At 72.2% G+C, this 23,691-nt stretch carries 17 protein-coding genes; 15 read left to right on the top strand and 2 right to left on the bottom strand.

Annotated elements, in window-relative coordinates; genetic code table 11:
- Positions 1–99 precede the first annotated feature (99 nt).
- The gene (locus FCH28_RS11155) at positions 100–3,186 is read left to right on the top strand and encodes a glycoside hydrolase family 84 protein (RefSeq protein ID WP_136739651.1); all 3,087 of its coding nucleotides are present in this window, start codon (positions 100–102) and stop codon (positions 3,184–3,186) included.
- 78 nt (positions 3,187–3,264) lie between these two features.
- On the opposite strand, the gene FCH28_RS11160 is transcribed toward FCH28_RS11155, so the two are convergent.
- Positions 3,265–3,801: an HNH endonuclease gene (locus FCH28_RS11160; protein WP_018088296.1), complete on the bottom strand. Its 537-nt coding sequence runs from the start codon at positions 3,799–3,801 to the stop codon at positions 3,265–3,267.
- A gap of 345 nt (positions 3,802–4,146) precedes the next feature.
- Here FCH28_RS11160 and FCH28_RS11165 point away from each other — a divergent pair, with 345 nt between their 5' ends.
- The 8 genes from FCH28_RS11165 (at position 4,147) to FCH28_RS11200 (ending at position 12,932) form a co-directional block, all read left to right on the top strand.
- Positions 4,147–5,238, top strand: coding sequence for a mechanosensitive ion channel family protein (locus FCH28_RS11165; RefSeq protein ID WP_136739652.1), 1,092 nt, complete (start codon positions 4,147–4,149; stop codon positions 5,236–5,238).
- 148 nt (positions 5,239–5,386) lie between these two features.
- Positions 5,387–5,749, top strand: a complete 363-nt coding sequence (locus FCH28_RS11170) for a hypothetical protein (RefSeq protein WP_136739653.1) — start codon at positions 5,387–5,389, stop codon at positions 5,747–5,749.
- 280 nt (positions 5,750–6,029) lie between these two features.
- Complete coding sequence (locus tag FCH28_RS11175; protein WP_136739654.1) at positions 6,030–7,166, top strand: ROK family transcriptional regulator; 1,137 nt, start codon at positions 6,030–6,032, stop codon at positions 7,164–7,166.
- A 103-nt stretch (positions 7,167–7,269) separates the two neighbouring features.
- Positions 7,270–8,610 carry an ABC transporter substrate-binding protein gene (locus FCH28_RS11180; protein WP_136739655.1) on the top strand — a complete coding sequence of 447 codons (1,341 nt, stop codon included), beginning with the start codon at positions 7,270–7,272 and terminating at the stop codon, positions 8,608–8,610.
- 52 nt (positions 8,611–8,662) lie between these two features.
- A complete protein-coding gene (locus FCH28_RS11185; protein ID WP_136739656.1) occupies positions 8,663–9,631 on the top strand; it encodes a carbohydrate ABC transporter permease in 969 nt (322 codons plus the stop codon).
- Positions 9,628–10,557, top strand: coding sequence for a carbohydrate ABC transporter permease (locus tag FCH28_RS11190; RefSeq protein ID WP_136739657.1), 930 nt, complete (start codon positions 9,628–9,630; stop codon positions 10,555–10,557). Before FCH28_RS11185 ends, FCH28_RS11190 begins: the two co-directional genes overlap by 4 nt.
- Positions 10,558–10,563: 6 nt before the next feature.
- Positions 10,564–11,961, top strand: coding sequence for a 6-phospho-beta-glucosidase (locus FCH28_RS11195; protein ID WP_136739658.1), 1,398 nt, complete (start codon positions 10,564–10,566; stop codon positions 11,959–11,961).
- On the top strand, positions 11,952–12,932 hold the full coding sequence (locus FCH28_RS11200) for an N-acetylglucosamine kinase (protein ID WP_136739659.1): 981 nt from the start codon (positions 11,952–11,954) through the stop codon (positions 12,930–12,932). The genes FCH28_RS11195 and FCH28_RS11200 overlap by 10 nt, the downstream gene beginning before the upstream one ends.
- A 107-nt stretch (positions 12,933–13,039) precedes the next feature.
- Here the strand turns inward: FCH28_RS11200 and FCH28_RS11205 are convergent, their stop codons facing one another.
- Positions 13,040–13,336, bottom strand: coding sequence for a hypothetical protein (locus tag FCH28_RS11205; RefSeq protein WP_136739660.1), 297 nt, complete (start codon positions 13,334–13,336; stop codon positions 13,040–13,042).
- 390 nt (positions 13,337–13,726) lie between these two features.
- Between FCH28_RS11205 and FCH28_RS11210 the strand changes: the two genes are divergently transcribed.
- The 6 genes from FCH28_RS11210 to FCH28_RS11235 all read left to right on the top strand — a co-directional run bounded on the left by FCH28_RS11210 (position 13,727) and on the right by FCH28_RS11235 (position 23,644).
- The gene (locus FCH28_RS11210) at positions 13,727–15,100 is read left to right on the top strand and encodes a hypothetical protein (RefSeq protein WP_246102696.1); all 1,374 of its coding nucleotides are present in this window, start codon (positions 13,727–13,729) and stop codon (positions 15,098–15,100) included.
- A gap of 27 nt (positions 15,101–15,127) precedes the next feature.
- Positions 15,128–16,117, top strand: a complete 990-nt coding sequence (locus FCH28_RS11215) for a glutamate ABC transporter substrate-binding protein (protein ID WP_136739662.1) — start codon at positions 15,128–15,130, stop codon at positions 16,115–16,117.
- A gap of 308 nt (positions 16,118–16,425) precedes the next feature.
- A complete protein-coding gene (locus FCH28_RS11220; RefSeq protein ID WP_136739663.1) occupies positions 16,426–17,751 on the top strand; it encodes a hypothetical protein in 1,326 nt (441 codons plus the stop codon).
- 56 nt (positions 17,752–17,807) lie between these two features.
- The gene (locus tag FCH28_RS11225) at positions 17,808–20,417 is read left to right on the top strand and encodes a serine/threonine-protein kinase (protein WP_136739949.1); all 2,610 of its coding nucleotides are present in this window, start codon (positions 17,808–17,810) and stop codon (positions 20,415–20,417) included.
- A 1-nt stretch (position 20,418) separates the two neighbouring features.
- Positions 20,419–22,047 (top strand): PP2C family protein-serine/threonine phosphatase, encoded by a 1,629-nt coding sequence (locus tag FCH28_RS11230; RefSeq protein ID WP_136739664.1) that lies wholly within the window; start codon positions 20,419–20,421, stop codon positions 22,045–22,047.
- A 259-nt stretch (positions 22,048–22,306) separates the two neighbouring features.
- On the top strand, positions 22,307–23,644 hold the full coding sequence (locus tag FCH28_RS11235) for a vWA domain-containing protein (protein ID WP_136739665.1): 1,338 nt from the start codon (positions 22,307–22,309) through the stop codon (positions 23,642–23,644).
- The last annotated feature ends 47 nt before the right edge of the window (positions 23,645–23,691 follow it).

The following is a 23,691-nucleotide window of genomic DNA, read 5'->3' on the forward strand; positions in this document are numbered from 1 at the left end:
GTATGGAGCGTCGGAAAGACCGGTAGGGGCATTAGGGACGGCAGGGTCGGTAAGGCCAGTAAGGGGGGCGAGGCCGGCAGGCGGGGTACCCGCGCGCGGGTGGCCGGCACCACCGCGCTGGCCGCCGCGGTCATCAGCGGACTGCTGGGCGGCGCGCCGAGCGCGCAGGCCGCCCCGGCCGATCCCGCCATAGGCACCCCCGACCAGCCCGACCGGCCGGCCGGTGCGGGGCAGCCGCCCGCCGTCTGGCCGCGCCCCCAGTCGATGCGGGAGCTCGGCGCCGCCGTGCGGCTGGGCGGCGAGGCCGCGCTGGTGGCCGCCCCGGACACCGATCCGTACGCCCTGGACGTGCTGCGCGGGCTGCTGCGGGACGCCGGGGTGGACACGGTCCGGCAGGTGGCTCCCGGCGAGCCGGTGCCCGCCGACGGGCCCGTCTTCCTCATCGACGGGAAGCCGGCCGACGAGGCCCTGCGGGCGCTGCGCGCGCCCGCTCGCGGGGATCTGCCGTCCGGCGGCTACCGCCTCGCCGTCGGCCAGGTCGAGGGCCGCGACACGGTCGCCCTGGACGGTGTCGGCCCGGACGGGCTCTTCCACGCCGCGCAGACGCTGCGGCAGCTGGTCGTCGACAGTGAGGAGCCGGGCGATCGTGGCGCCGTCGGCCGGGAGCTTGCCTCGGTGGCCGTACGGGACTGGCCCGGCACCGGGGTGCGCGGCACCGCGGAAGGATTCTTCGGCCGGCCGTGGAGCCGGGCGCAGCGGCTCGCCCAGCTGGACTTCATGGGGCGGACCAAGCAGAACCGCTATCTGTACGCGCCGGGCGACGATCCGTACCGGCAGGCCCTGTGGCGTGAGCCGTATCCGGCCGAGCAGCGCGCCGACTTCCGGGCGCTGGCCGAGCGGGCCCGCGCCAACCACGTCACGCTGGGCTGGGCGATCGCCCCCGGCCAGGCCATGTGCCTGTCGTCCGAGGAGGACATGCGGGCGCTGCGGCGCAAGGTGGACGCGATGTGGGCGCTGGGCGTGCACTCCTTCCAGTTGCAGTTCCAGGACGTCAGCTACAGCGAGTGGCACTGCGGCGCCGACGAGGAGATGTTCGGCTCGGGACCGCAGGCCGCCGCCGCGGCGCAGGCCAGGGTCGCAGGCGCGCTCGCCGCGCACCTCAGGGAGCGCCACCCGGGCTCCGCGCCGCTGTCGCTGATGCCGACCGAGTACTACCAGGACGGTGCGACGGCGTACCGGGACGCGCTGTCCGACGCCCTCGACGACCGGGTCGAGGTGGCCTGGACCGGCATCGGGGTGGTGCCGCGGACGATCACCGGCGGTGAACTGTCCGCCACCCGCGCGGTGTTCCGTCATCCGCTGGTCACCATGGACAACTACCCGGTCAACGACTACGCGCGGGACCGGATCTTCCTGGGCCCCTACACGGGGCGCGAGCCGGCCGTGGCCACCGGTTCCGCGGTGCTGCTCGCCAACGCCATGGAGCAGCCGGTGGCGTCCCGTATCCCGCTGTTCACGGCCGCCGACTTCGCCTGGAATCCGCGCGCCTACGACCCGTCGGAGTCCTGGGACGCGGCCATCGACGATCTGGCGGGCGGCGATCCGCGGGCCCGTGCCGCGCTCCGCGCGCTCGCCGGGAATGATGCGTCGTCGCTGCTCAATCGCGATGAGTCGGCGTATCTGCGGCCGCTGATCGACCGTTTCTGGAAGGCGCGGGAGGCGGCGGTCAACCGCGGCCGGCCGGGCCGGGACGCGGACTTCGCGAAGGCGGCGAAGGCGCTGCGGGCCGCGTTCCACACCATGAGCACCGCGCCGGAGCAGCTGAACTCGGACCTGGCGGCCGAAGTGCGGCCGTGGGCCGAGCAGTTGGCCCGCTACGGCACGGCCGGCGAGCGCGCCGTCGACACGCTGATGGCGCAGGCGCACGGCGACGGCGATACCGCCTGGTCCGCCCAGCGCACCGCGCAGCGCCTGCGCAGGGAGATCGGGCAGAGCCCGGTGACGGTCGGCAAGGGGGTGCTCGCGCCGTTCCTGGAGCGGTCGATGACCGAGGCCGACGCCTGGACGGGCGCCCGCGGCGCCGCCCCCCGCCCCACCAGGGGCAACGATCAGACCTCGCTGACCGTGCCGTTCGAGCGGGCCCGCCGGCTGGCCGCGGTCACCGCCCTGACCGAGCCCGGCGCCGACGCGACCGCCGTCTCGGTGGAGGCGCGGGTCCCCGGCGAGGGCTGGCAGCGCCTCGACCGGCTCTCCGCCACCGGCTGGACCGAGTCCAGGACGCCCGGCCTGCGGGCCGACGCGGTCCGGCTGACCTGGGCGAAGGGCACCGCGGCCCCGTCCGTCCATGCGCTGACCCCGTGGTTCGACGACACCCCGCCGGCCGGTCTCGAGCTGTCCCGCAAGGAGTCGGACGCGGAGACCGGCGGCCGCGCGACGGTGGACGCCCGGATCTACTCCCGCCGTCCCGGTGACGTCCGGGAGAAGCTGGCGGTCAAGGCGCCCAAGGGCTTCACCGTCCATGCCCCGGAGCAGGTGACCGCGCCGCGCGGGGGCACCGCCACGGTCCGGATCACGGTCGAGGTCCCGAAGGACGCGCGCTCCGGGACGTACGAGATCCCGGTCACATACGGTGACCAGGAGCAGACGCTGACCGTGCGGGTCTATCCGCGTACCGGCGGCAAGGACCTGGCGCGGGGCGCCGCGGCCACCTCGTCCGGCGACGAGACCGAGGACTTCCCGGCGTCCGCCGCCACCGACGGCGACCCCAGGACCCGCTGGTCCTCGCGGGCCGAGGACGGCGCCTGGCTGCAGTTCCCGCTCCCCCGCCCGACCCGCCTCGGCCTGGTCGTCCTGAACTGGCAGGACGCCCATGCCGCCGGCTACCGCGTCCAGGTCTCCTCGGACGGCCGCAGCTGGCGCACCGCGGCCACCGTCCGGGACGGCAAGGGCGGCCGCGAGTCGGTCCGGATGGATGCCGGGGATGCTCGGTTCGTCCGCATACAGGGCGACAAGCGGGCCACCCGCTTCGGATACTCGCTCTGGTCGGTGGAGGCCTACGCAGTGAGCGGGGCCGAGGGCGGGAGCGGGCCGGAGGGCGAGAGCGGGGCGAAGGGCAGGACCGGGGCCGACGGGGAGCCGGGCGGGCGCGGCGGGCAGGGCTCCAAGGGCGGCCGCGGCGACGAGTGAGAGACGCCCGGAGGCGGGCGGGAGCCGCGCGCCGACGCACGACGGCTCCCCTCCGCCTCCGGACGCAGAAGCCCGGATCTATGCCGATACGGCGTCGATCCGGGCCAAGGCGTCATCCGCGCCGTACGGCTGCAAGTAGGGCAGCCAGCGCGGGTCCCTATGCCCGGTGCCGATGATCCGCCAGGCGAGTCCGGACGGCGGGGCGGGCTGATGGCGCAGCCGCCAGCCGATCTCGGCGACATGGCGGTCGGCCTTGACGTGATTGCAGCGCCGGCAGGCGGCGACGACGTTCTCCCAGGTGTGCTGGCCGCCGCGACTGCGCGGGATGACGTGGTCGACGCTGGTTGCGACGCCACCGCAGTACATACAGCGCCCGCCGTCACGGGCGAACAGCGCCCGGCGGGTCAGTGGAACGGGGCCGCGAAAGGGCACCCGCACAAACCGCTTCAAGCGGACCACACTCGGAGCGGGTATGACGCGGGTCGCACTGTGCATCAGGGCGCCGGACTCCTCGAGACTCACAGCCTTCTCATTGAGTACGAGGATGAGCGCGCGGCGGAGCGGTACGACGCCGAGCGGCTCGTACGACGCGTTGAGGACCAGGACATGCGGCACGGGTGCCTCCTTGTACGCCGGCGGCGCGTGGCTCGCGCCGGGACGATCTCCCCACAGTGTCCCCCGGTGCCTGGTCGGAGCGCCACCATGACCGAGTAACGGGTCGGAGGTGTTTTCCACCACACCCCGCCCCACCCCTGCGCACAGGCTGTTTCCGGCCTTCTTCCGCCGCTCCGGGCGGCCGAAGGTGAGCCCGGCCACTCGAACAGGGGCGCGGACCGCCCCCGTTGCCCCGTTAGTGTGGTTGGTCTACCCGGTTCGTCCGCCCTGCTTCGGGGGGACACCGTGGTCCTTCAGGGGGGTCACCGCGGTCCGGGCAAACCGTCCCACACGGAAGGTTCTGCTGTGCACTGGTCCGCTTCTCCGGCCACCGCCGGACAACTGGGCGCCTCGTCACCCGGCTCGATCAGCCCGTCCTCGCTCGACGAGGCCACCGAGAAGGCCACCAACGCCGCCGGCTGGGTGGAGGAGAACTGGGGGACGTGGGTCGAGTCCGGCCTGCGGATCCTGCTGATCGTCGTGATCGCGGTGGTGCTGCGGCATGTGATACGCCGCACGATCACCAAGCTCATCGAGCGGATGAACCGCACCGCGGCCGCCGCCGAGGGCACCGCGCTGAGCGGCCTCCTGGTCAACGCCGAGCGCCGCCGCCAGCGCTCCGAGGCCATCGGCTCGGTGCTGCGCAGCGTCGCCTCCTTCGCGATCATGGGCACCGCCGCGCTGATGGTGCTCGCCACCCTCAAGATCGACCTGGCGCCGCTGCTGGCCAGCGCGGGGGTGGCCGGTGTCGCGATCGGTTTCGGCGCCCGCAACCTCGTCACCGACTTCCTCTCCGGCGTCTTCATGATCCTTGAGGACCAGTACGGCGTCGGTGACGAGATCGACGCCGGCGTGGCCACCGGCACGGTCATCGAGGTCGGGCTGCGGGTGACCAAGCTGCGCGGCCCCAACGGCGCCATCTGGTACATCCGCAACGGCGAGGTCAAGCGGATCGGCAACCTCAGCCAGGGCTGGTCGACGGCCCAGGTCGACGTCCAGCTCGCCGCCGACCAGGACCTGGAGCGGGCCCGCGACATCATCACCGCCGCCGGCGAGGTGATGTCCAAGGCCGAGCCCTGGAACGAGCGGCTGTGGGAGCCGGTGGAGGTGCTCGGCCTGAGCGAGGTGCACCTCGACACGGTCACCCTGACCGTCTCGGCCAAGACCATGCCCGGCAAGGCGCTGGGCGTCGAACGCGAACTGCGCTGGCGCATCAAGCGCGCCCTGGACGCCGCCGACATCCGGCTGGCGCCGCGTCCGGCCCCGGAGGAGGAGCAGGAACAGGAAGGCGTGGCCGACCCCACCGCCGCCATGGCCGCGCCTTCGGCCCTGAACAACCCGACCTCCCCGCAGTCGCTGGCGTCGGATCCGCTCTCCCGGGCGAGCCTCGGGAAGTAGCCACCGTGGAGTAGCCGCCGCCGAAGTGGCCCGCACCCGGGGACATGTGGTCCAGATCACATGCCCCCGGGTCATACATCCCTCTCCCCCGCTCCGTGTCCCGGGTGTCAGCACCAACGACACGTACGACGGAGAAGGAGACTTCACCATGAAGATCCGCAAGCGCGTGGCCACGGGGGCCGTCGCATCGGTCCTGATGATCGGCAGCGCGGCGGCCCTGACCGCCGCCGCCCCCGCTTCCGCCGCGCCGTCCACCACGGCGGTCCGGCACACGGACGCCCGTATCGCCAACGAGCTCAACTGCACCACCACCTCCGACGGCCGTACGGGCACCGCGGACTGCACCAACAACACCAACCGCACCATCGCCTTCCGCGCGACCGTGGTCTGCGGCGAATGGCCGGACCAGACCGGGCCCTGGAAGACCCTCAACCCCGGCGCCCGCGACAACTCCGCGGCCACCTGCGAACACGGCACCGGCGTCGGCAGCGTCGGCCGGGAAGAGGGCTGAGCGGACGGACCGCCTCAGAGGCTCCGTCGAGGGCCTGTCGACCTGAGGCGCACACAGGACTTGGAGCTCGGGTCGGCGCCTGACGCACGGACACCCAACCCCCGGCTTCCGGCTTCCGGCTTTCGTGAAGTCGACCCGTTGGAACCATTGACGGAGCCCCGGCCCGCGACCTACCTTCCTGTTCATCGATTGGAAGGTTTCCTAACAGATGCGGGGGCGTGTGATGGCCGGTGGGCAGGGCAGGCAGGGAACCCCCGGGACGCCGCGGGTGTTGCGGGCCATGAACGACCGGGCCGCGCTCGATCTGCTCGTCTCGCAGGGCCCGTTGACCCGTACCCAGATCGGTGAGCTGACCGGGCTGTCGAAACCGACCGCCTCACAGCTGCTGGCGCGCCTGGAGGCCGCCGGGCTGGTGCGGACGACCGGGAACGTGACCGGGCGGCCCGGACCCAATGCGCAGTTGTACGAGGTCAACCCGGTCGCGGCGCATGTGGCCGCGCTGGCCGTGGACCAGGAGGGGATCACGGCGGTGGTCGCCGACATCACCGGGCGGGTGCTCGGGGAGGAACGGGTCGGCACGGACGCGGTGGATGACGAGGCGCCCAACCGGGTCGCGCGGCTGGTGGCCGAGGCCGTGGACGGGGCGCTGGCCAAGGCCGGGCTGGGGCGCGAGCAGCTGCACGGGGCGGTGATCGGCACGCCCGGCGCACTGGACCCGCGGACCGGCGCGCTGCGCTACGCGCCCCATCTGCCCGGCTGGCACTCGCGGCGGCTGAAGGAAGAGCTGACCGAGGCGCTGGGCACGCCCCTCGTCATCGAGAACGACGTCAATCTGGCGGCCGTCGCCGAGCAGCATGACGGGGCCGCACAGGACTTCGACGACTTCGTGCTGGTGTGGGCCGATGAAGGGGTCGGCGCCGCGATCGTCCTGGGCGGGCAGTTGCTGCGCGGAGCCACCGGCGGCGCGGGCGAGATCGGGTATATGCCGCTGCCCGGGGCCCCGCTGTCCCGGGGCGGCGACCGCAGCGCGGCCCGCCCGGATGCCGGCGGCGGATTCCAGCGGCTCGTCGGGGCGCCGAGTGTGATCGAGCTGGCGTGGGAGTACGGCGCCCCGGAGGTCCGTACGGTCGCGGAGGCGCTGGAGCGCGACGAGGTGCGGGAGGAGGTCGCACGCCGGCTGGCGACGGGGCTCGCGGCCGTGGTCGCGGTCGTCGACCCGCGGCTGGTGGTGCTGTCCGGCGAGGTCGCCCAGGCCGGCGGGGAGCCGCTGCGGGCTCTGGTCGAGGAGGAGTTCACCGGGCTCGCGCTGCCCCGCCCGGAACTGCGTATCAGCGATATCGGCGGCAACCCCATTCTCATCGGCGCATTGCGGACGGCGCTCGCCGAGGCGCGCGACGCGGTGTTCGACACCGCCTGAGCATTCCGCGAAATGCCGGACGCTCCACGCGCCCGGCCGGACTCGCTCGTTTCCTGTAACCCGGCACCATCCCGACTTCCCCTGCCGTAAAGGAAGTTCCGCCATGCCGTTTCCGCGCATGCGCACATTTCTTTCCGTGGCGCTGGCCGGCGCCGGGCTGCTCGTCCCGGGGTGCGCCCATCCGAGTGTCGGCAGTGACCGTGACGATCCGGCGAAGCCGGTCACGCTCAGGTTCTGGCACGGCTGGTCGAATGCGGGGGAGGTGAAGGCCATCGAGGACAGCGTCGCCCGCTTCGAGAAGCTGCACCCCAACATCACGGTGAAGGTGATCGGGAACGTCACCGACGAGACGGTGAATCAGGTGCTGCGGGCGGGCGGGGACGAGGCGCCGGATGTGGTGTCGTCGTTCACCACCAACAACGTCGGGCAGTACTGCTCGTCCGGAATGTGGGCGGATCTCGATCCGTTCATGAGAAAGACCGGCGTGGACAAGGAGAAGGTCTTCCCGAAGACCTTCCTCGAATACACCAGTTATGAGGGCAGGCAGTGCGCCCTGCCGCTGCTCGCCGATGCCTACGGGCTCTACTACAACAAGGACGCCTTCAAAGAAGCCGGTATCGCGCGCCCGCCGCGGACGATGTCGGAACTGAGGCGGGCTGCCGTGAAGCTCACCCGACGCACCGGGGACGGGTCGTACGAGCGGGTCGGGATCATGCCCAACTTCCGGTTCTACGAGAACAGTCCGGACCGGTTGTTCGCGCAGTGGGGGCCGGCGTACTTCGACCGGCAGGGCAAGGCACGGCTGGCCGAGGACCCCCGTACGAAGGAGTTCTTCGCCACCCAGCGCGCGCTGATCCGGGCGCAGGGCGGCTATGCGGCGCTGGAGAGGTTCCGTGCCACCTTCGGCGATGAGATGTCCTCGCAGAACGCCTTTCTGACGCAGAAGGTGGCGATGCATATGGACGGCGAATGGCGCGGGCTGATGCTGAAGGACCAGAAGGCGAAGTTCGGTTGGGGCACGGCCCCGATGCCGGTGCCGGACGACCGGGCGGATACCTACGGACGCGGCTGTCTGACCGGTACGGTCGCGGGGATCGCACACAGCAGCCGGCATCAGAACGCGGCATGGGAACTGGTGAGGTTCCTGACCGTGAACACGGATCAGGTGGTCCGGTTCGCGAATGCCATCCACAACGTGCCGTCGACGAAAGCGGCGCTGAAGTCACCGGAACTGGACACCGATCCGACGTTCCGCACCTTCCTCGATATCGCACGGAACCCGTACAGCACCGCCATTCCGCCGTCCGTCAACGGCGGCCAGTACATCGTCACGCTGCGGGACTTCGCCTACGACGTCGAGGCGGGAAAGGTCCCCGATCTGGACCGGGGGCTGCGCGGGCTCGATGCGCAGATCGACGCCGACAACCTTCAGTCCCAGAACTGACGAGACCTGACGAGAACCGACGAGAACCGACGAGAGCCGACGGAGATCTGCCATGGCATCCAGCAGCCTCGCACCACCACCCGGGCTTCGGCGCAGGCGCAACCGTGCGCGGCTGCGAACCGCCGGTTTTCTCTCCCCGTGGCTGATCGGCTTCTCGGTCTTCTTCGCCTATCCGCTGATCGCCACCGTCTATTTCTCGTTCATGCACTACAACCAGATCGAGGAGCCCGATTTCGTCGGGCTGCGGAACTGGAAATACGTACTGACGCAGATGCCGCTGTTCGGGCCGGCGCTGTGGAACACGCTGTGGCTGGTCGTGGTGATGGTCGCGCTGCGGATCGTCTTCGGGCTGGGCATCGGCCTCCTCGTCACCAAGATCAAGTCGGCCACCGGCTTCTTCCGTACGGCGTTCTATCTGCCGTATCTGGCGCCCCCGGTGGCCGCGACCGTGGCCTTCGTCTTCCTGCTCAACCCCGGAACCGGGCCGGTCAACGGCATCCTCGGCGCCCTCGGCATCCCGGCGCCCGCCTGGTTCAACGACCCCGGCTGGGCCAAGCCCTCCCTCGTCATGCTGTCCCTGTGGGGCATCGGCGACCTCATGGTGATCTTCATGGCGGCGCTGCTGGACGTGCCGAAGGAGCAGTACGAGGCCGCCGAGCTGGACGGGGCGGGCGCCTGGCGGAAATTCCGTTACGTCACCTGGCCGTCCATCACGCCGATCGTGATGTTCGCGGTGGTCACCGGCGTCGTCCAGACCATGCAGTACTACACCCAGGCACTCGTCGCCGGAAAACTCGCGTCCGGGGTCTCCGTCGGGCCCGGCTCGGTCGTCCAGCCCGGCTATCCGGAACACTCCACGCTCACCGTCCCGCAGCTCGTCTACTCACTGGGCTTCCAGAACTTCAACACCGGCGCGGCGTGTGTGCTCTCGCTCGTGCTGTTCGTCATCGCCATGGCCGTCACCACCCTGCTGATGCGCAAGCGCGCCGGCCTGCTCCCGGCGGAGGACCGATCCGTATGACCACGACGACTGCGTCCGACCTGGCCTCCACGACTCCACGCGCACCGGGCACACGGGCCCGCACGGCCGCCCCCGACCGCGGCCCGGCGGCGCGCGCCCGCCGCAGGCGGCTGCTGCACTGGATCGCCGTGCACGCCGTGGCCGTCGCCGCCGCCCTCTTCTTCGTCCTCCCCTTCGTCTTCGTCCTCCTGACCTCCGTCATGAGCGACGACCAGGCGATGAGCGGCGAACTGTGGCCGGATGAATGGAACTGGTCGAACTACGCCACGGTCTTCCGGACCCCGGGGTTCCTGGACTGGTGGAAGAACTCCCTGCTGTACGCGGGGCTCGGCACCCTCTTCACCGTCGGCTCGGCCGTCCCCGTCGCGTACGCCCTCGCCAGGTTCCGCTTCCGCGGCCGCCGTACGGCGATGATCCTGGTCATCGCCACGATGATGCTGCCGCCGCAGGTCATCGTCGTCCCGATGTATCTGGTCTGGGCGCAGCAGCTGCATCTGTCCGGCTCGCTGTGGCCGCTGATCATCCCGATGGCGTTCGGCGACGCGTACTCGATCTTCCTGCTGCGGCAGTTCCTGCTGACCATTCCGCAGGAGTACATCGAAGCGGCGAAGGTGGACGGCTGCGGGGAGCTGCGCACCCTGCTGAAGGTCGTCGTGCCGATGGCCAGGCCGGGCCTCGCGGCGGTCGCGCTCTTCCAGTTCTTCTTCTGCTGGAACGACTACTTCGGACCGCAGATCTACGCCGCGCAGAACCCCGCCTCCTGGACGCTCTCCTACGGTCTGGAGTCGTTCAAGACCGCGCACAGCGTCAACTGGAACCTGACGATGGCCGCGACGCTGCTGGTCATGGCCCCGGTCGTCATCGTTTTCTTCTTCGCACAGAGGGCCTTCGTCGAAGGCGTCAAGCTCACCGGAGTGAAGGGCTGATCATCCATGCCGCAGTCCCCCCAAGGACGCCCGGCGTCCCCCCGGGCCCGGGTCAGACTCGCCGTGGTCGGCGGAGGCTCGACCTACACCCCCGAACTCGTCGACGGCTTCGCGCGGTTGCGTGACGCCCTGCCGCTGGAGGAACTCGTCCTCATCGACCCGGCCACCGAGCGGCTGGAGCTGATCGGCCGGCTGGCCCGCCGGATCTTCGCCCGGCAGGGCCACCCCGGGCGGGTCACCTGGACCGACGATCTGGACGCCGGTGTCGACGGCGCCGACGCGGTGCTGCTCCAGCTGCGGGTCGGCGGGCAGGCCGCCCGCAACCAGGACGAGACCTGGCCGCTGGACTGCGGCTGCGTCGGGCAGGAGACGACCGGCGCCGGCGGCCTGGCGAAGGCGCTGCGCACCGTTCCCGTCGTCCTCGGCATCGCGGAGCGGGTACGCCGCCGCAACCCCGATGCCTGGATCGTCGACTTCACCAACCCGGTGGGCATCGTCACCCGCGCGCTGCTCACCCACGGCCACAAGGCCGTCGGACTGTGCAATGTGGCCATCGGCTTCCAGCGGAAGTTCGCCGCGCTGCTGGGGGTGGCACCGGACCAGGTCGAGCTGGACCACATCGGCCTCAACCACCTCACCTGGGAGCGGGCCGTACGGGTCGGCGGCGAGGACGTACTGCCGAAGCTGCTCACCGAGCACGGCGAAGCCGTCGCCGAGGACCTGCGCATGCCCCGTCCGCTGCTCGACCGCCTCGGCGTCATCCCCTCCTACTACCTGCGCTACTACTACCGGCACGACGAGGTCGTACGGGAGCTGCGGAGCAAGCCGTCCCGGGCGGCGGAGGTCGCGGCCATCGAGAAGCGGCTGCTCGACCTGTACGCCGATCCGGCGCTGGACGAGAAGCCGGAGCTGCTGGGCAGGCGCGGCGGGGCGTTCTACTCGGAGGCGGCGGTGGCGCTCACCTCGTCCTTGCTGGGCGACACCGGCGACATCCAGATCGTCAACACCCTCAACCGCGGCACTCTTCCGTTCCTCCCCGACGATGCGGTGATCGAGGCCCCGGCGACGGTGGGCGCGGAGGGCGCGACACCGCTGCCCGTACGGCCGCTGGAGCCGCTCTTCGCCGGCCTGGTCGCCAACGTCACCGCCTACGAACACCTCGCCCTGGAGGCGGCGTTGGTGGGCTGCCGCGGCAGCGGGCGGCGGGAGGGCGGGAGGAACGCCGGGCGGGAGGGCGGGAGAAGCGCAGCGCGGGAGGGCGGGAGAAGCGCAGCGCGGGAGGGCGGGAGGAACGCCGTGTTCGCGGCTCTCCTCGCCCATCCCCTCATCGGCCAGAGCGACTACGCGGACCGGCTCACCGACGAGCTGATCGCACACAACCGGGAGCACCTCACGTGGGCCTGACCGGCGCGGCGCTCGCCATCGACGCGGGCAACAGCAAGACGGACGTGGCTCTGGTGGGCGCGGACGGGACGGTGCTCGGCACCGCCCGCGGCGGCGGGTTCCAGCCACCGGTGGTGGGCGCCGCACGGGCGGTCGACGTGCTGGCGCCGCTGGTGGCGTCGGCGCTGGCCCAGGCCGGCGCCGAGGGCCCGGTCGACCATGTCTCGGCGTATCTGGCGAACGCCGATCTCCCCGCCGAAGAGGCCGCTCTGACGGCGGAGATCAGCGCCCGGGGATGGGCCCGGACGGTGACGGTCGGCAATGACACTTTCGCCCTGTTGCGGGCCGGGCTGCCGGACGACGGGGAGCGGATGGGGGTCGCCGTGGTGTGCGGCGCGGGCATCAACTGCGCCGGCCTCGGACTCCACGGGGCCACCGCCCGTTTCCCCGCCGTCGGACGGATCTCCGGTGACTGGGGCGGCGGTTCCCATCTCGCCGACGAGGCCCTGTGGTGCGCGGCCCGCGCCGAGGACGGCCGCGGCGCCGAGACCGAACTGGCCCGCGCCCTGCCCGCTCACTTCGGTCTGTCCACCATGCTGGAGCTCATCGAGGCGCTCCATCTGCGCGGCATCCCCGAGCGTCGCCGTCACGAACTGACCCCTGTCCTCTTCGACGTCGCGGCCGCCGGCGACCCCGTCGCCCGTACGGTCGTGGCCCGCCAGGCGGAGGAGATCGTCCTGCTGGCCTCGGTCGCCCTGGAGCGCCTGGACCTGCTGTCCGAGCACACCCCGGTCATCCTCGGCGGTGGCGTCCTCGCCGCCCGCCACCCCCTCCTCCATGACGACGTCATCCAACTCCTGGCGGAACGCGCCCCCAAAGCGGCCCCCCACGTGGTCACCGCCCCGCCGGTCCTTGGCGCCGCCCTGTACGCACTGGACCGGGCGGGGGCGGGGGCGGGGGCTTATGGGCGGGTGCGGGGGGCTTGGGGGTAGCGCGGGGGGGTGGGCCCCCTCCCCCTCCCCCTCCCCCTCCCCAGCCCTCCCCCACGTGGTCACCTCCCCCACGCCCCCACGCCCCCACGCCCCCACGCCCTCGCCCCTCACCCCACCCGTACGGCCTGCCCCCGTCGTGTCTCCGTGCGGGTGCCGGGGGCCAGCACGATGTCGGCACTGCGGTCGCTTTCCGTGATGATGGTGATGGGGTGATCGGTGTCGTTGACGATGAGGGTCGCGGCGCCGTCCGGTGGGCGGTCGAGGGGGTAACTCCCGACCGGGTCGACGTATGTGGTGCTGCCAATGGTGAGGAAACCGCTGGCCGGCGCGGCGTATTCGGGGACGGCGCCGCCGAACGTCGTCGCGGCGGCCAGCGGTCTGAGCAGTTGAGTTATGCGTCGCACGGTGATCCTCCTGAGTTCCCCCTTCGACCTTCGTAACTCAGAGTAGTCAATGAGGGGTGGGGTGGGTAGCGGCGCGCGGAAGTGGAATGGGGGGCGCGGGGGGGGCGGCGTTCGCGCTGTGCGGTGCGAGGCCCGTCGCGGGAGGGGCATCGCGGGAGGCCGGGGGCGTGGCCGGTCGCGGCGGAACCGTACGCCCCGGGCGGGCGTGTCCTTGAGAGGGGGACGCGCCGCGGATCGCGATCCGAACAAGATCGGGTCAAGAGCCGTGTGGTTGTCAGTGGGTACGGACATACTGCTGCCCGTGCACCTGTTCTCGTGAGCGCTCTCGGTGAGCGTGCCGCGCGAGCCGGGCCCGCCGTCAGCGACCGAGGGGGAGGTTCCGTGTCGTCCGTGCCGACCAGCAGTGTGTCGGCGTCCGCGCCGGGGCGCCGTACCGCATGGGCCGACGGGCTGGACGAGCTGCGCGCCGCGGCGACGACCGAGCCCGGCAGGCTCCGGGTGATCGGTGCCGTACTCGCCCTGCTGGTACTGGTCTTCGGCGCGGCCACGGCCTGGCAGGTGGCGGACCGCGCGGCGGCCGCGGACGATGTCGTGGAGCGCAGCCAGCCGCTCAGCGCGGACGCGGCGAGCATCTACCGTTCGCTGGCCGACGCCGACACAACGGCCGCCGGGGGCTTTCTGTCCGGCGGCGAGGAGAGCCGGGCGACCCGGCAGCGGTACGCCGCCGATATCGCGACGGCGTCCCAGCTGCTGGTCAAGGCGTCGGCGAACACCCGGGGTTCGGATGCCGCCGGCCGGCAGATGGCGAAGCTCAACAGCCTGCTGCCGCGGTATACGGGCCTGGTGGAGACGGCGCGTACGAACAACCGGCAGGGGCTGCCGTTGGGCGGCGCGTATCTGCGGTACGCCAACGACCAGATGCGCAAGGAACTCCTCCCGGCGGCACGGGCGTTGTACGACGCGGAGACGGAGCGGCTGGCGGCGGACTACGACTCCGCGAAGGCGTGGCCGTGGTGGGCGCTGGCGGCCGGGGTGCTGGCCATCGGTGTGCTGGGGTGGGCGCAGCGGCGTCATTTCCGGCGTACCAACCGGGTGTTCAATCAGGGGCTGTTGGCCGCCACGGCCGCGTCCGTCGCGGTTCTGCTGTGGCTGGTCGTGGGGCATGCGGTGGCGCGTGCGGGGCTGAGCGACTCGTACGATCAGGGTGCCCGGTCGCTGCGGGTGCTCAACGAGGCGCGGATCGACGCGCTTCAGGCGCGCGGTGACGAGAATCTGACGTTGGTGGCGCGCGGCGCGGTGCTGACCTCGGATCAGCAGGACTTCTATGAGGTCGGCTTCCGATCGGGTATGCGGGATCTGGCGGCCGGGGACGGGCGCGGCCGGGCGGCGGAGGGCGGCAGGCTGGGCGAGGCCCTGGCGCTGGCGGATGACGAGGCGGGCCGGGAGGCGGTGCGGGACGCGCTGGCGCAGGTACGGCAGTGGCAGGAGCGGCATGCCGAGGCGCGGGCGGCGGACGACAGGGGCGATTACGACCAGGCGCTGGCCAAGGTGATCGGCTCGGACCGGCCCACCCGTGAGTCCTTCGACCGGGTGGATGCCGCGTTGCAGAGGGCGCTGGTGCATGAGCAGGAGGAGTTCCGGTCGGCGGCGGACGGCGGGCGCGGGGCGCTCGGCGGGCTGGCGGTGGGTGCCGCGGTGCTGGCCGTCGTGGCGGCGGCGGGCGCGGTGCTGGGCATCGGGCGCAGGCTGTCGGAGTACCGGTGAGGGGGGCCTGGTGAGGGGGACATGAGGATGCGCGCACGAGCCTTGGTGAATCTGCGCGCCGCTCTGGCGCCGGTCGCGGCGGGCGTGTGTGTGATGGCGGCGGCCGCGGCCGTACTGGTGCCCACGCTGGGCGGGGACGGCGCGCCGGGGCCGGCGGCGCCTCGTGCGTACGGTCCGGGAGCGGCGCATGCGGCGCCCGCCGCGGCGAAGTGCACACCGCGGAACGCCGCGGAGAGCCTGCGGCCGTCCTCGGACGACGGTGCGGCCGTGAAGCGGATCAAGGAGAAGGGCCAACTGGTCGTCGGCGTCGATCAGAACACCTACCGGTGGGGCTATCGCAACCCCAACACCGGCAAGTTGGAGGGCTTCGACATCGATCTGGCGCGGGCGATCGCCGAGGACATCCTGGGGCCGGACGCCAAGGTCGTCTTCCAGGCGGTGCCGACGAACCAGCGGGTGCCCGCGCTCCAGAAGCGGACCGTGGACATGGTGGTCCGGACGATGACGATCAACTGCGCCCGCAAGGAACAGGTGGCGTTCTCGACCGCGTATTTCCAGGCCGGGCAGCAGGTGCTGGCGCCGAAGAAGTCGAAGATCGAGGCGTTCGACGATTCGCTGCGCGGCAAGCGGGTGTGCACGGCGGCGGGTTCGACGGGCGAGTCGGAGCTGGCGGCGCGGTCGCACGGTGCGAAGGTGCTGACGGTGCCCAACCAACTCGACTGCCTGGTGCGGTTGCAGCTGGGTGAGGCGGACGCGGTGGTGACCGACAACGCGCTGGGTGCGGCGCAGGCGGCGCAGGATCCGGCGGTCGAGCTGAAGGGCGAGCCGTTCACCGACGAGCCGTACGGCGTGGCGATGAACAAGGACGACACGGATCTGGTGCGCCGGGTCAACAAGGTTCTGGACGACTACCGGGGCGGCGGGGCCGACAGTGCCTGGATGCGGGCGTACCGCACCTGGCTGAAGGCCGATCTGCCCGGCATATCGGGGCCGCCGTCGCCGGAGTACGGCGACTGAGGCGGCCATGTCGAGTGACTGGGGTGGCTTATAGCAGGTGACGGCGGCTTCTGGCAGCCAAGGACGGCTTCTTGCGGCTAACGGCGACCGAGAGTGACCGATCGCCCCATGAAGTGGCCGATGCCGTCACTATGGGAAGGGATGGGGGCGGGACGGACACGCGGGGAAAGTGTCACCGTCGTCGACACCACGGCAGTGGTGACGGCCGGATGCCGTCACTATGAGGGGAATTGAGGGAGCGGAACACCGCAGCAGCGATCGAGGCGCACCAACCGCCGTGCACCGTACGCGTATTGGAGAGGTGATCGATGGGGGTCCCCGGACCCTTCCCCGGTTCTGCGGGGAGGCCCATTGCCCCGGTGCTGAGCCGGGAGGAGGTGGACCGTGCCCTGGCGCGGCTCGGCGCCGAGTACGAGGCGATAGAGACCTCCCTGCTCGCGTTGCAGGATCACGCGGGCCGCAGACTCCTGGAGGGCGCCGACCTGTCGGGCACCACCAAGGAGCGCTGGGCCGCCACCGAGCGTTCCATCACCGTCCTCTGGTCGCTTTTCGACGCCTATACGGCCGCGCTGACAGCGGTGCGTGAGCTGCGCGAGCGGCGGCGCTGGCCGTCTCCCGACGACCTCGCCGAGCTGACGGACATGCTGCACGGCAGCGGGGTGACGGTCCCGGGCGCGGCTTCGGCGGGCGGTGGCCCGGAGAGCGGTCCGGCCCGGCTGAGCGAGCGGTTCAGTCTGGAGGGGCTCGTCGAGCGGATGAACGGGCTCTATGCCCGGTCGCTCGATGTCATCGTGGCCGCCGATGCGGTCTGGTCGGCGCTGCCGGCCCGGATAGACCTGTTGTCGGCCGAGTTGCAGCGGACGCGTTCGCTGGCGCATTCGGTGGGGGTGCGCCCCGGGGAGCATCCGGCGGGCGACGACCTGGAGCGGATCACGGACGAGCTGGCGCGGCTGCGCGGCCAGGTGATCTCGGATCCGCTGGCGTTCTGGGTGTCGTCGTCGACGGGGAGTTCCGCGCCCGGTGGCGGGCGTCCGGACACCGCGCGCTATGACCGTGCGGCCCGCGGGCTGGAGGACATCAGGCGCGAGGTCGAGGCGGTGCTGGATGTCCGGCAGGACGCGGAGCGTCGGCTGATGCAGCTGCGCGACGTGCTCTCCCGGGCGGACCGCACGCTGACCGAGGCGCGGCAGGCGCGCGGCGAGGTCCTGGCGAAGATCGCCGCTTCCGAGGTGCCGGCGGTCAGCGGTCCGTCGACGGCGCTGCACGAGCAGTTGGCGGCGGCCGCGGACTACCGCAGGCATGCGCAGTGGCATCGTCTTTCGCCGCTGCTGGACAGCTTGGAGCAGCGGGCGGAGGACGAGCTGCATCGCGCCCGGGAGTCGCTCACCGCGGTGACGGCTCCGCTGGCGGTGCGCGCCGAGCTGCGCGGCCGGCTGGACGCGTACAAGGCGAAGGTGGCCCGGCATGGCCTGGCCGAGGATCCGGTGCTGATGGAGCGGTACGACGCGGCCCGTCGGATGCTGTGGAGCGCGCCGTGTGATCTGCGGGCGGCCGAGCAGGCGGTGTGGCGCTATCAGCAGGCGGCTGCGGAAGCGTTTGTTCCGCAGGAGGCGGAGCACAGGGGGGAATCGTGACGGAGGGGGCGGGCGCCGACTGCCAGCGGCGGGAGTGCGCGGGCAGCTACGAGGACATGGGCGGGGGTGAGCTCTACTGCGACACCTGCGGCCTGGCCCCGGTCGTCTCGCCGGACGGCATGCTGTCCGCGCCGCCCACGGCGCTGACCAACCGGGCGCTCGGGGGCGGGGCGGCGGGCGGCGGCTCGGCGCGGTCGTCGCTCACGGGCGGTGCCCACTCCGCCGGTTCGGCCCGTACGGCGCTGTCGGGGTCGTCGCGTTCGACCCCCTCCCGGCCTTCGATCCCCTCCCGGCCTTCGGCCTCCTCCCGGCGGTCGGCGTCCTCCCGGCGTTCGGTGTCCGGACGGCTGTCGCGTTCGCTGTCCGGTGGCGTTTCGACGCGGGGGATGTCCTCGGTGTCGGTGTCGGTGCGCAGTGCGGGCAGCGGTTCGAGCTCGGGGTCGGGCCGCGGGCGGCTGGGCGCCGGCCTGGTGACGGTGCCGGAGGTGCCGCGGCCCGATCCGCGGTCGGCGGTGCTGGAGAATCCGGAGGTCCCGGAGCGTAAGCGGTTCTGCAGTCGTGGCGAGTGCGGGGCGCCGGTGGGGCGGGCGCGCGGTGAGCGTCCGGGCCGCACCGAAGGGTTCTGCACCAAGTGCGGCCATCCGTACAGCTTTGTGCCGAAGCTGCGGCCCGGCGACATCGTGCACGGCCAGTACGAGGTGGTGGGCTGTCTGGCGCACGGCGGGCTCGGCTGGATCTATCTCGCGATTGACCGCGCGGTGTCCGACCGGTGGGTGGTCCTCAAGGGCCTGCTGGACACCGGCGACGAGGAGGCGCTGGCGGTGGCGGTGTCCGAGCGGCGGTTCCTCGCCGAGATCGAGCACTCCAACATCGTGCGGATCTACAACTTCGTGGAGCATCTCGACCAGTCGACGGGCAGCCTGGACGGCTACATCGTCATGGAGTACGTCGGCGGCAAATCGCTCAAGGACATCGCCAACGGGCGGCGCACGCCCCAGGGGCGGCGCGATCCGCTGCCGGTCGAGCAGGCGTGTGCGTACGGCATCGAGGCGCTGGAGGCGCTCAGCCATCTGCACAGCCGCAACCTGCTGTACTGCGACTTCAAGGTCGACAACGCCATCCAGCAGAACGACCAGCTCAAGCTGATCGACATGGGCGCGGTGCGCCGCATGGACGACGACGAGAGCGCGATATACGGCACCATCGGCTACCAGGCGCCCGAAGTCGCCGCGCTGGGCCCGTCGGTCGCCTCCGACCTGTACACGGTCGCGCGCACCCTCGCCGTCCTCACCTTCGACTTCCAGGGCTACACGAACATCTTCGTGGACTCCCTGCCGGACCCGGACAACATCGAGGTCTTCCGCACCTACGAGTCCTTCTACCGGCTGCTGGTGCGCGCCACGGACCCGGACCGGGCCCGCAGGTTCGCGTCCGCGGAGGAGATGGCCGAGCAGCTGACGGGTGTGCTGCGGGAGGTCGTGGCGCTCCAGACGGGCGAGCAGCGGCCGTCGCTGTCCAAGCTGTTCGGGCCCGAACTGCGCGTGGTGGACACGGAGTTGGTGGCGGCGGCCGAGGGCGACAGTTCGCTGCTGGGCGGGCGGGTGGTGGCGCCGAGGCGGCGCGCGCGCCCCGGCGCCGCACAACCCGCGATTCCGGCGCAGAGCGCGTACGAGAACGAGCCGGCCGGGGCCGTCCCCGGCGCTCCTCCGCTGCGCCCCCTGGACACCGCTGCCGCCGTCCTGGCGCTGCCGGTGCCGCGGGTGGACCCGGCCGATCCCAACGCCGGTTTCCTGGCCGGGCTGATGGCCACCGCCCCCGCCGAGCTGATCACCGCGCTGCGCTCGGCGCCCGCCGACTCCCTGGAGACCCGGCTGCGCGGGCTGCGCGCCCGCCTGGAGACGGGGGACGCGGCTGCCGCGCTGATGGCGCTGGAGGCCATCGAGTCGGAGCCCGGCGAGGAGTGGGGCGCCGACTGGCGGGTGGTGTGGAACCACGGCCTGGTGTCACTGACGGCCGGGGACCGCGAGAGCGCCGCGCTGTCCTTCGACGCGGTCTACGACGCGTTCCCCGGGGAGGCCGCGCCGAAGCTGGCGCTGGCCGTCTGCGCGGAGCTGCTGGAGCAGTTGGACAACGCCGCCGAGTACTACCGCCTGGTGTGGGCGACCGACCACAGCTATGTCAGCGCCGCGTTCGGGCTGGCCCGGGTGCGGCTCGCGGCGGGCGACCGGGCCGGCGCCGTGGAGGCCCTGGAGTCCGTCCCTGAGGCGTCCATCCACTACACCGCGGCGCGGATCGCGGCGATCCGCGCGCGGCTGCGCCGGCGCTCCGCCCGCGATCCGCTGCTGACGGAGCTGCGGGCCGCCGCCGAACAGGTCGAGGCCCTCGCGGACTTCGGGCTGGACGCGGAGCGCCGGGAACAACTCGGCACCGAGGTACTGGGCAGCGCCCTGGACTGGGTACTCTCCGGTAGCCACGGTGCACGGGCGGACGACGGACCGGCCTCGTCCGGGCCGGCGAAGCTGCTCGGCAGCGCGCTGGACGAACGCGGCCTGCGGTTCGGGCTGGAACGGTCGTACCGCCTGCTCGCGCGGCTGGCGCAGCGTGGCGAGGAAAGGATCGAGCTGGTGGAACGGGCCAACCGCTTCCGCCCCAGGACGTGGGTGTGAGATGAGTGTGACTGGGCCGTCCCGGTGCGCGAGCTGCAACGAGCCGCTGGACGCGGGCGACAACTTCTGCGGGCGGTGCGGCGCGGACCTGGTGGCGTCCGCCGCGGCGTCGGAAGGACAGCCGACGATCGCCCTGACCGGCGCGAGCCGCCGTCCTCAGGGGTACGGGCCGCCGCCGCGGCCCGCGTATGCGCCGTCGGCGGGGGGCGCGGGAGCGGTGCCGCCGCCGGCACCACCGGCGTACGGCGGTCCGGGCGCGGCGCCCTCGTACGGTGAGGCGCCCGTGTGTGGAGAGGCTCCCGCGTACGGTGCGGCGCCCGCGCCTGCCGCGCCGCCCGCCCAGGGCATACCCTGCGCTCCTCCGGCACCGTCCGGGCCGGTCGGCCCGCCCCCGCCGGACCCGCAGACCCGCCTGCCGTACGCGGACGTCAGCGCCCCGCCGGCGCCCGGACACCCGTCGGCGGCGGGCGATGCCATCCCGGCTCCGCCGGCAGCCGACGCCGGACCCGTCGAGCCTCCGCAGGGCCCGCCCGCCGGTCCGACCGCCGACCCGCGCGTCGCCGGCTATGAGGCCGTCGCGGATGCCGCCGCCCACGCCTCCGAATCCACTCGAACCGCCGAGTCCGCCGAAGCCATGGAAGCCTCCGAAGCCGCGATCGGGGCGGCCGAAGCCCCGGCGCCCGCCGCCCCGCCCGAGCCGCAGCCCGCCACCCCCGCCCGGGGCACCCGTATCTGCGCCGCCTGCCGGTCCGGTGCCGTCGACACCGACGGCTACTGCGAGCACTGCGGACACGCCCAGCCGCGCGAACGCGACCACATGGAGCACGCGTTGGCCGGCATCGCGGCGGTCAGCGACCGCGGCCACCGCCACCACCGCAACGAGGACTTCTTCGCGCTCACCACGACGCCGCTGCCGGACGGTACGCCCGCGGTCGTCGCGGTGGTCTGCGACGGCGTCTCCTCGGCGACCCGTCCGGACGAGGCGTCCCAGGCGGCGTCCGAGGCCGCGGGCGAGGCACTGCGGGCGTCGTTGCAGCGCGGTACGCATCCCCAGCAGGCCATGTACGACGCGATCATGACGGCCTCCTCGGCGGTCGACGCGCTGGCCGGGGACCCCGCCACGGTGCCCGACGAGTACCGCCAGCAGAACGCCCCGGCCTGCACCCTGGTCGGCTCGGTGGTCGGCGGCGGGCTGCTGACCGTCGGCTGGGTCGGGGACAGCCGCGCGTACTGGATCCCGAACGACCGCACGGCGCCCCCCGCCCGGCTCACCGAGGACGATTCCTGGGCCGCCCAGATGGTCGCCAACAACCTGATGACCGAGGCCGAGGCGCTCGCCGACGAGCGGGCACACGCCATCACGGGCTGGCTCGGCGCGGACGCGTACGAGGTCGAACCGCACACCGCGTCCTTCAAACCGGACGGACCGGGTGTCGTGGTGGTGTGCACGGACGGGCTGTGGAACTACGCCGAGTCCGCCGAGCAGATGGCCGCGGTGCTGCCCTTCGACGCGCCCACCAGACCGCTGGACGCCGCACGGACGCTGGTCACCCACGCCCTGGACGGCGGGGGCCACGACAACGTGACGGTGGCGCTGGTGCCGTTCCCCGCGCCGTCGGTACGGGCGTGATCGCCTCCGCCGCTGCCCGAACCGCATGAACTGCGTGAACCGCATGAACGGTACGAGCAGCACGAACCGTAGGAACCGTAGGAACGGAACGAGTCGCGCAGCGGCCGGCGTTGCTCGCTGAGGGACTGCCGGAGAGCACAGGACGCGGCGGGTGCGCCGCGTACGGCGTGGAACGCGCCGACGGGGGGAAGGACACACCGGGACTTCCGCCCGCCCGTATACCGATATCGACGGCACGGAGACCCAGGGAGCGGAACTGATGGCCAACTTCTCCAAGTCACATGTGCCGCGGTTTTCCGCCGAGGTGTACCAGAACGAGTATCTGCCCGAGGGCGGCCGCGAGGTGAACGCGATCGTCACGGTCACCGCGACCGGCGGCGGTACGACCGGCGGCCGGCCCCTTCTCGTCGGCGGGCACGGCGGCTCGGACGCCGGCGTGGTGATCATGGTCGACTGTTCCGGGTCGATGGACTATCCGCCGACGAAGATGCGGGGCGCCCGCGAGGCGACGGCCGCCGCCATCGACACCGTGCGCGACGGCGTCGCCTTCGCGGTGGTGGCCGGGACCCACAAGGCCGTCGAGGTCTACCCCGGCGGCGGGCGGCTGGCCGTAGCCGACCCGGGCACCCGCGCCCGGGCCCGGGACGCGCTGCGCGGGCTGAGCGCGGGCGGCGGCACCGCCATCGGCACCTGGCTGCGGCTGACCGACCGGCTGCTGTCCGCCACCGACCTCGCCATCCGGCACGGCATCCTGCTCACCGACGGCCGCAACGAGCACGAGTCGCCGCAGGATCTGCGGGCCGCGCTGGACGCCTGTTTCGGGAGCTTCACCTGTGACGCCCGCGGCGTCGGCACGGACTGGGAGGTCAAGGAGGTCACCGGCATCGCCTCGGCGCTGCTCGGCAGCGCCGATATCGTCGCGGATCCGGGCGAGTTGACCGCCGACTTCACGCAGATGATGGAGAAGGCGATGGGCAAGGAAGTCGCCGACGTCGGTCTGCGGCTGTGGACGCCGCTGGGCGCCGAGATCGCCTTCGTCAAGCAAGTCGCGCCCACCGTCGAGGACTTGACCGGACGCCGCGTCGAGTCCGGCCCGCGATCGGGGGACTATCCGACCGGCTCCTGGGGCGACGAGTCCCGCGACTACCACATCTGCGTACGGGTCCCGGATGCCGGCATCGGCAACGAAATGCTGGCCGCCCGGGTCTCGTTGATCATTTCCTCGCCGGACGGCTCCGCTCCGCAGACCCTGTCGCACGGTCTCGTACGGGCCGTGTGGACGGACGATATGGCCGCTTCGACCACAATCAACCCACAAGTGGCGCATTACACGGGTCAGGCCGAATTGGCGCAAGCGATCCAACAGGGCCTGGATGCCCGCAAGTCGGGCGATATGGACGGTGCTACCGCGAAACTGGGCCGGGCGGTGCAGTTGGCTTCCGCCTCGGGGAACGAGGACACTGCGAAACTGCTTGCGAAGGTGGTGGACGTCGTCGATGCGGCGACGGGTACTGTGCGACTGAAGGCGAAGGTCGCCGAGGCGGACGAGATGACCCTCGAAACGCGCTCGACGAAAACAGTTCGCGTAAAGAAATAGCGACGATCAAACCGATCAGTACCACCGGAACCAACGGTACGGAGGGG

Origin of the sequence: Streptomyces piniterrae, assembly GCF_005048155.1 — a bacterium.
Classification (GTDB): Bacteria; Actinomycetota; Actinomycetes; order Streptomycetales; family Streptomycetaceae; genus Streptomyces; species Streptomyces piniterrae.

Coding starts and splice junctions, on each gene's coding strand:
- FCH28_RS11170 (WP_136739653.1), top strand. CDS start 5,387: ATGAAGATCCGCAAGCGCGTGGCCACGGGGGCCGTCGCATCGGTCCTG.
- FCH28_RS11175 (WP_136739654.1), top strand. CDS start 6,030: ATGAACGACCGGGCCGCGCTCGATCTGCTCGTCTCGCAGGGCCCGTTG.
- FCH28_RS11180 (WP_136739655.1), top strand. CDS start 7,270: ATGCCGTTTCCGCGCATGCGCACATTTCTTTCCGTGGCGCTGGCCGGC.
- FCH28_RS11185 (WP_136739656.1), top strand. CDS start 8,663: ATGGCATCCAGCAGCCTCGCACCACCACCCGGGCTTCGGCGCAGGCGC.
- FCH28_RS11190 (WP_136739657.1), top strand. CDS start 9,628: ATGACCACGACGACTGCGTCCGACCTGGCCTCCACGACTCCACGCGCA.
- FCH28_RS11195 (WP_136739658.1), top strand. CDS start 10,564: ATGCCGCAGTCCCCCCAAGGACGCCCGGCGTCCCCCCGGGCCCGGGTC.
- FCH28_RS11215 (WP_136739662.1), top strand. CDS start 15,128: ATGCGCGCACGAGCCTTGGTGAATCTGCGCGCCGCTCTGGCGCCGGTC.
- FCH28_RS11220 (WP_136739663.1), top strand. CDS start 16,426: ATGGGGGTCCCCGGACCCTTCCCCGGTTCTGCGGGGAGGCCCATTGCC.
- FCH28_RS11225 (WP_136739949.1), top strand. CDS start 17,808: ATGGGCGGGGGTGAGCTCTACTGCGACACCTGCGGCCTGGCCCCGGTC.
- FCH28_RS11230 (WP_136739664.1), top strand. CDS start 20,419: ATGAGTGTGACTGGGCCGTCCCGGTGCGCGAGCTGCAACGAGCCGCTG.
- FCH28_RS11235 (WP_136739665.1), top strand. CDS start 22,307: ATGGCCAACTTCTCCAAGTCACATGTGCCGCGGTTTTCCGCCGAGGTG.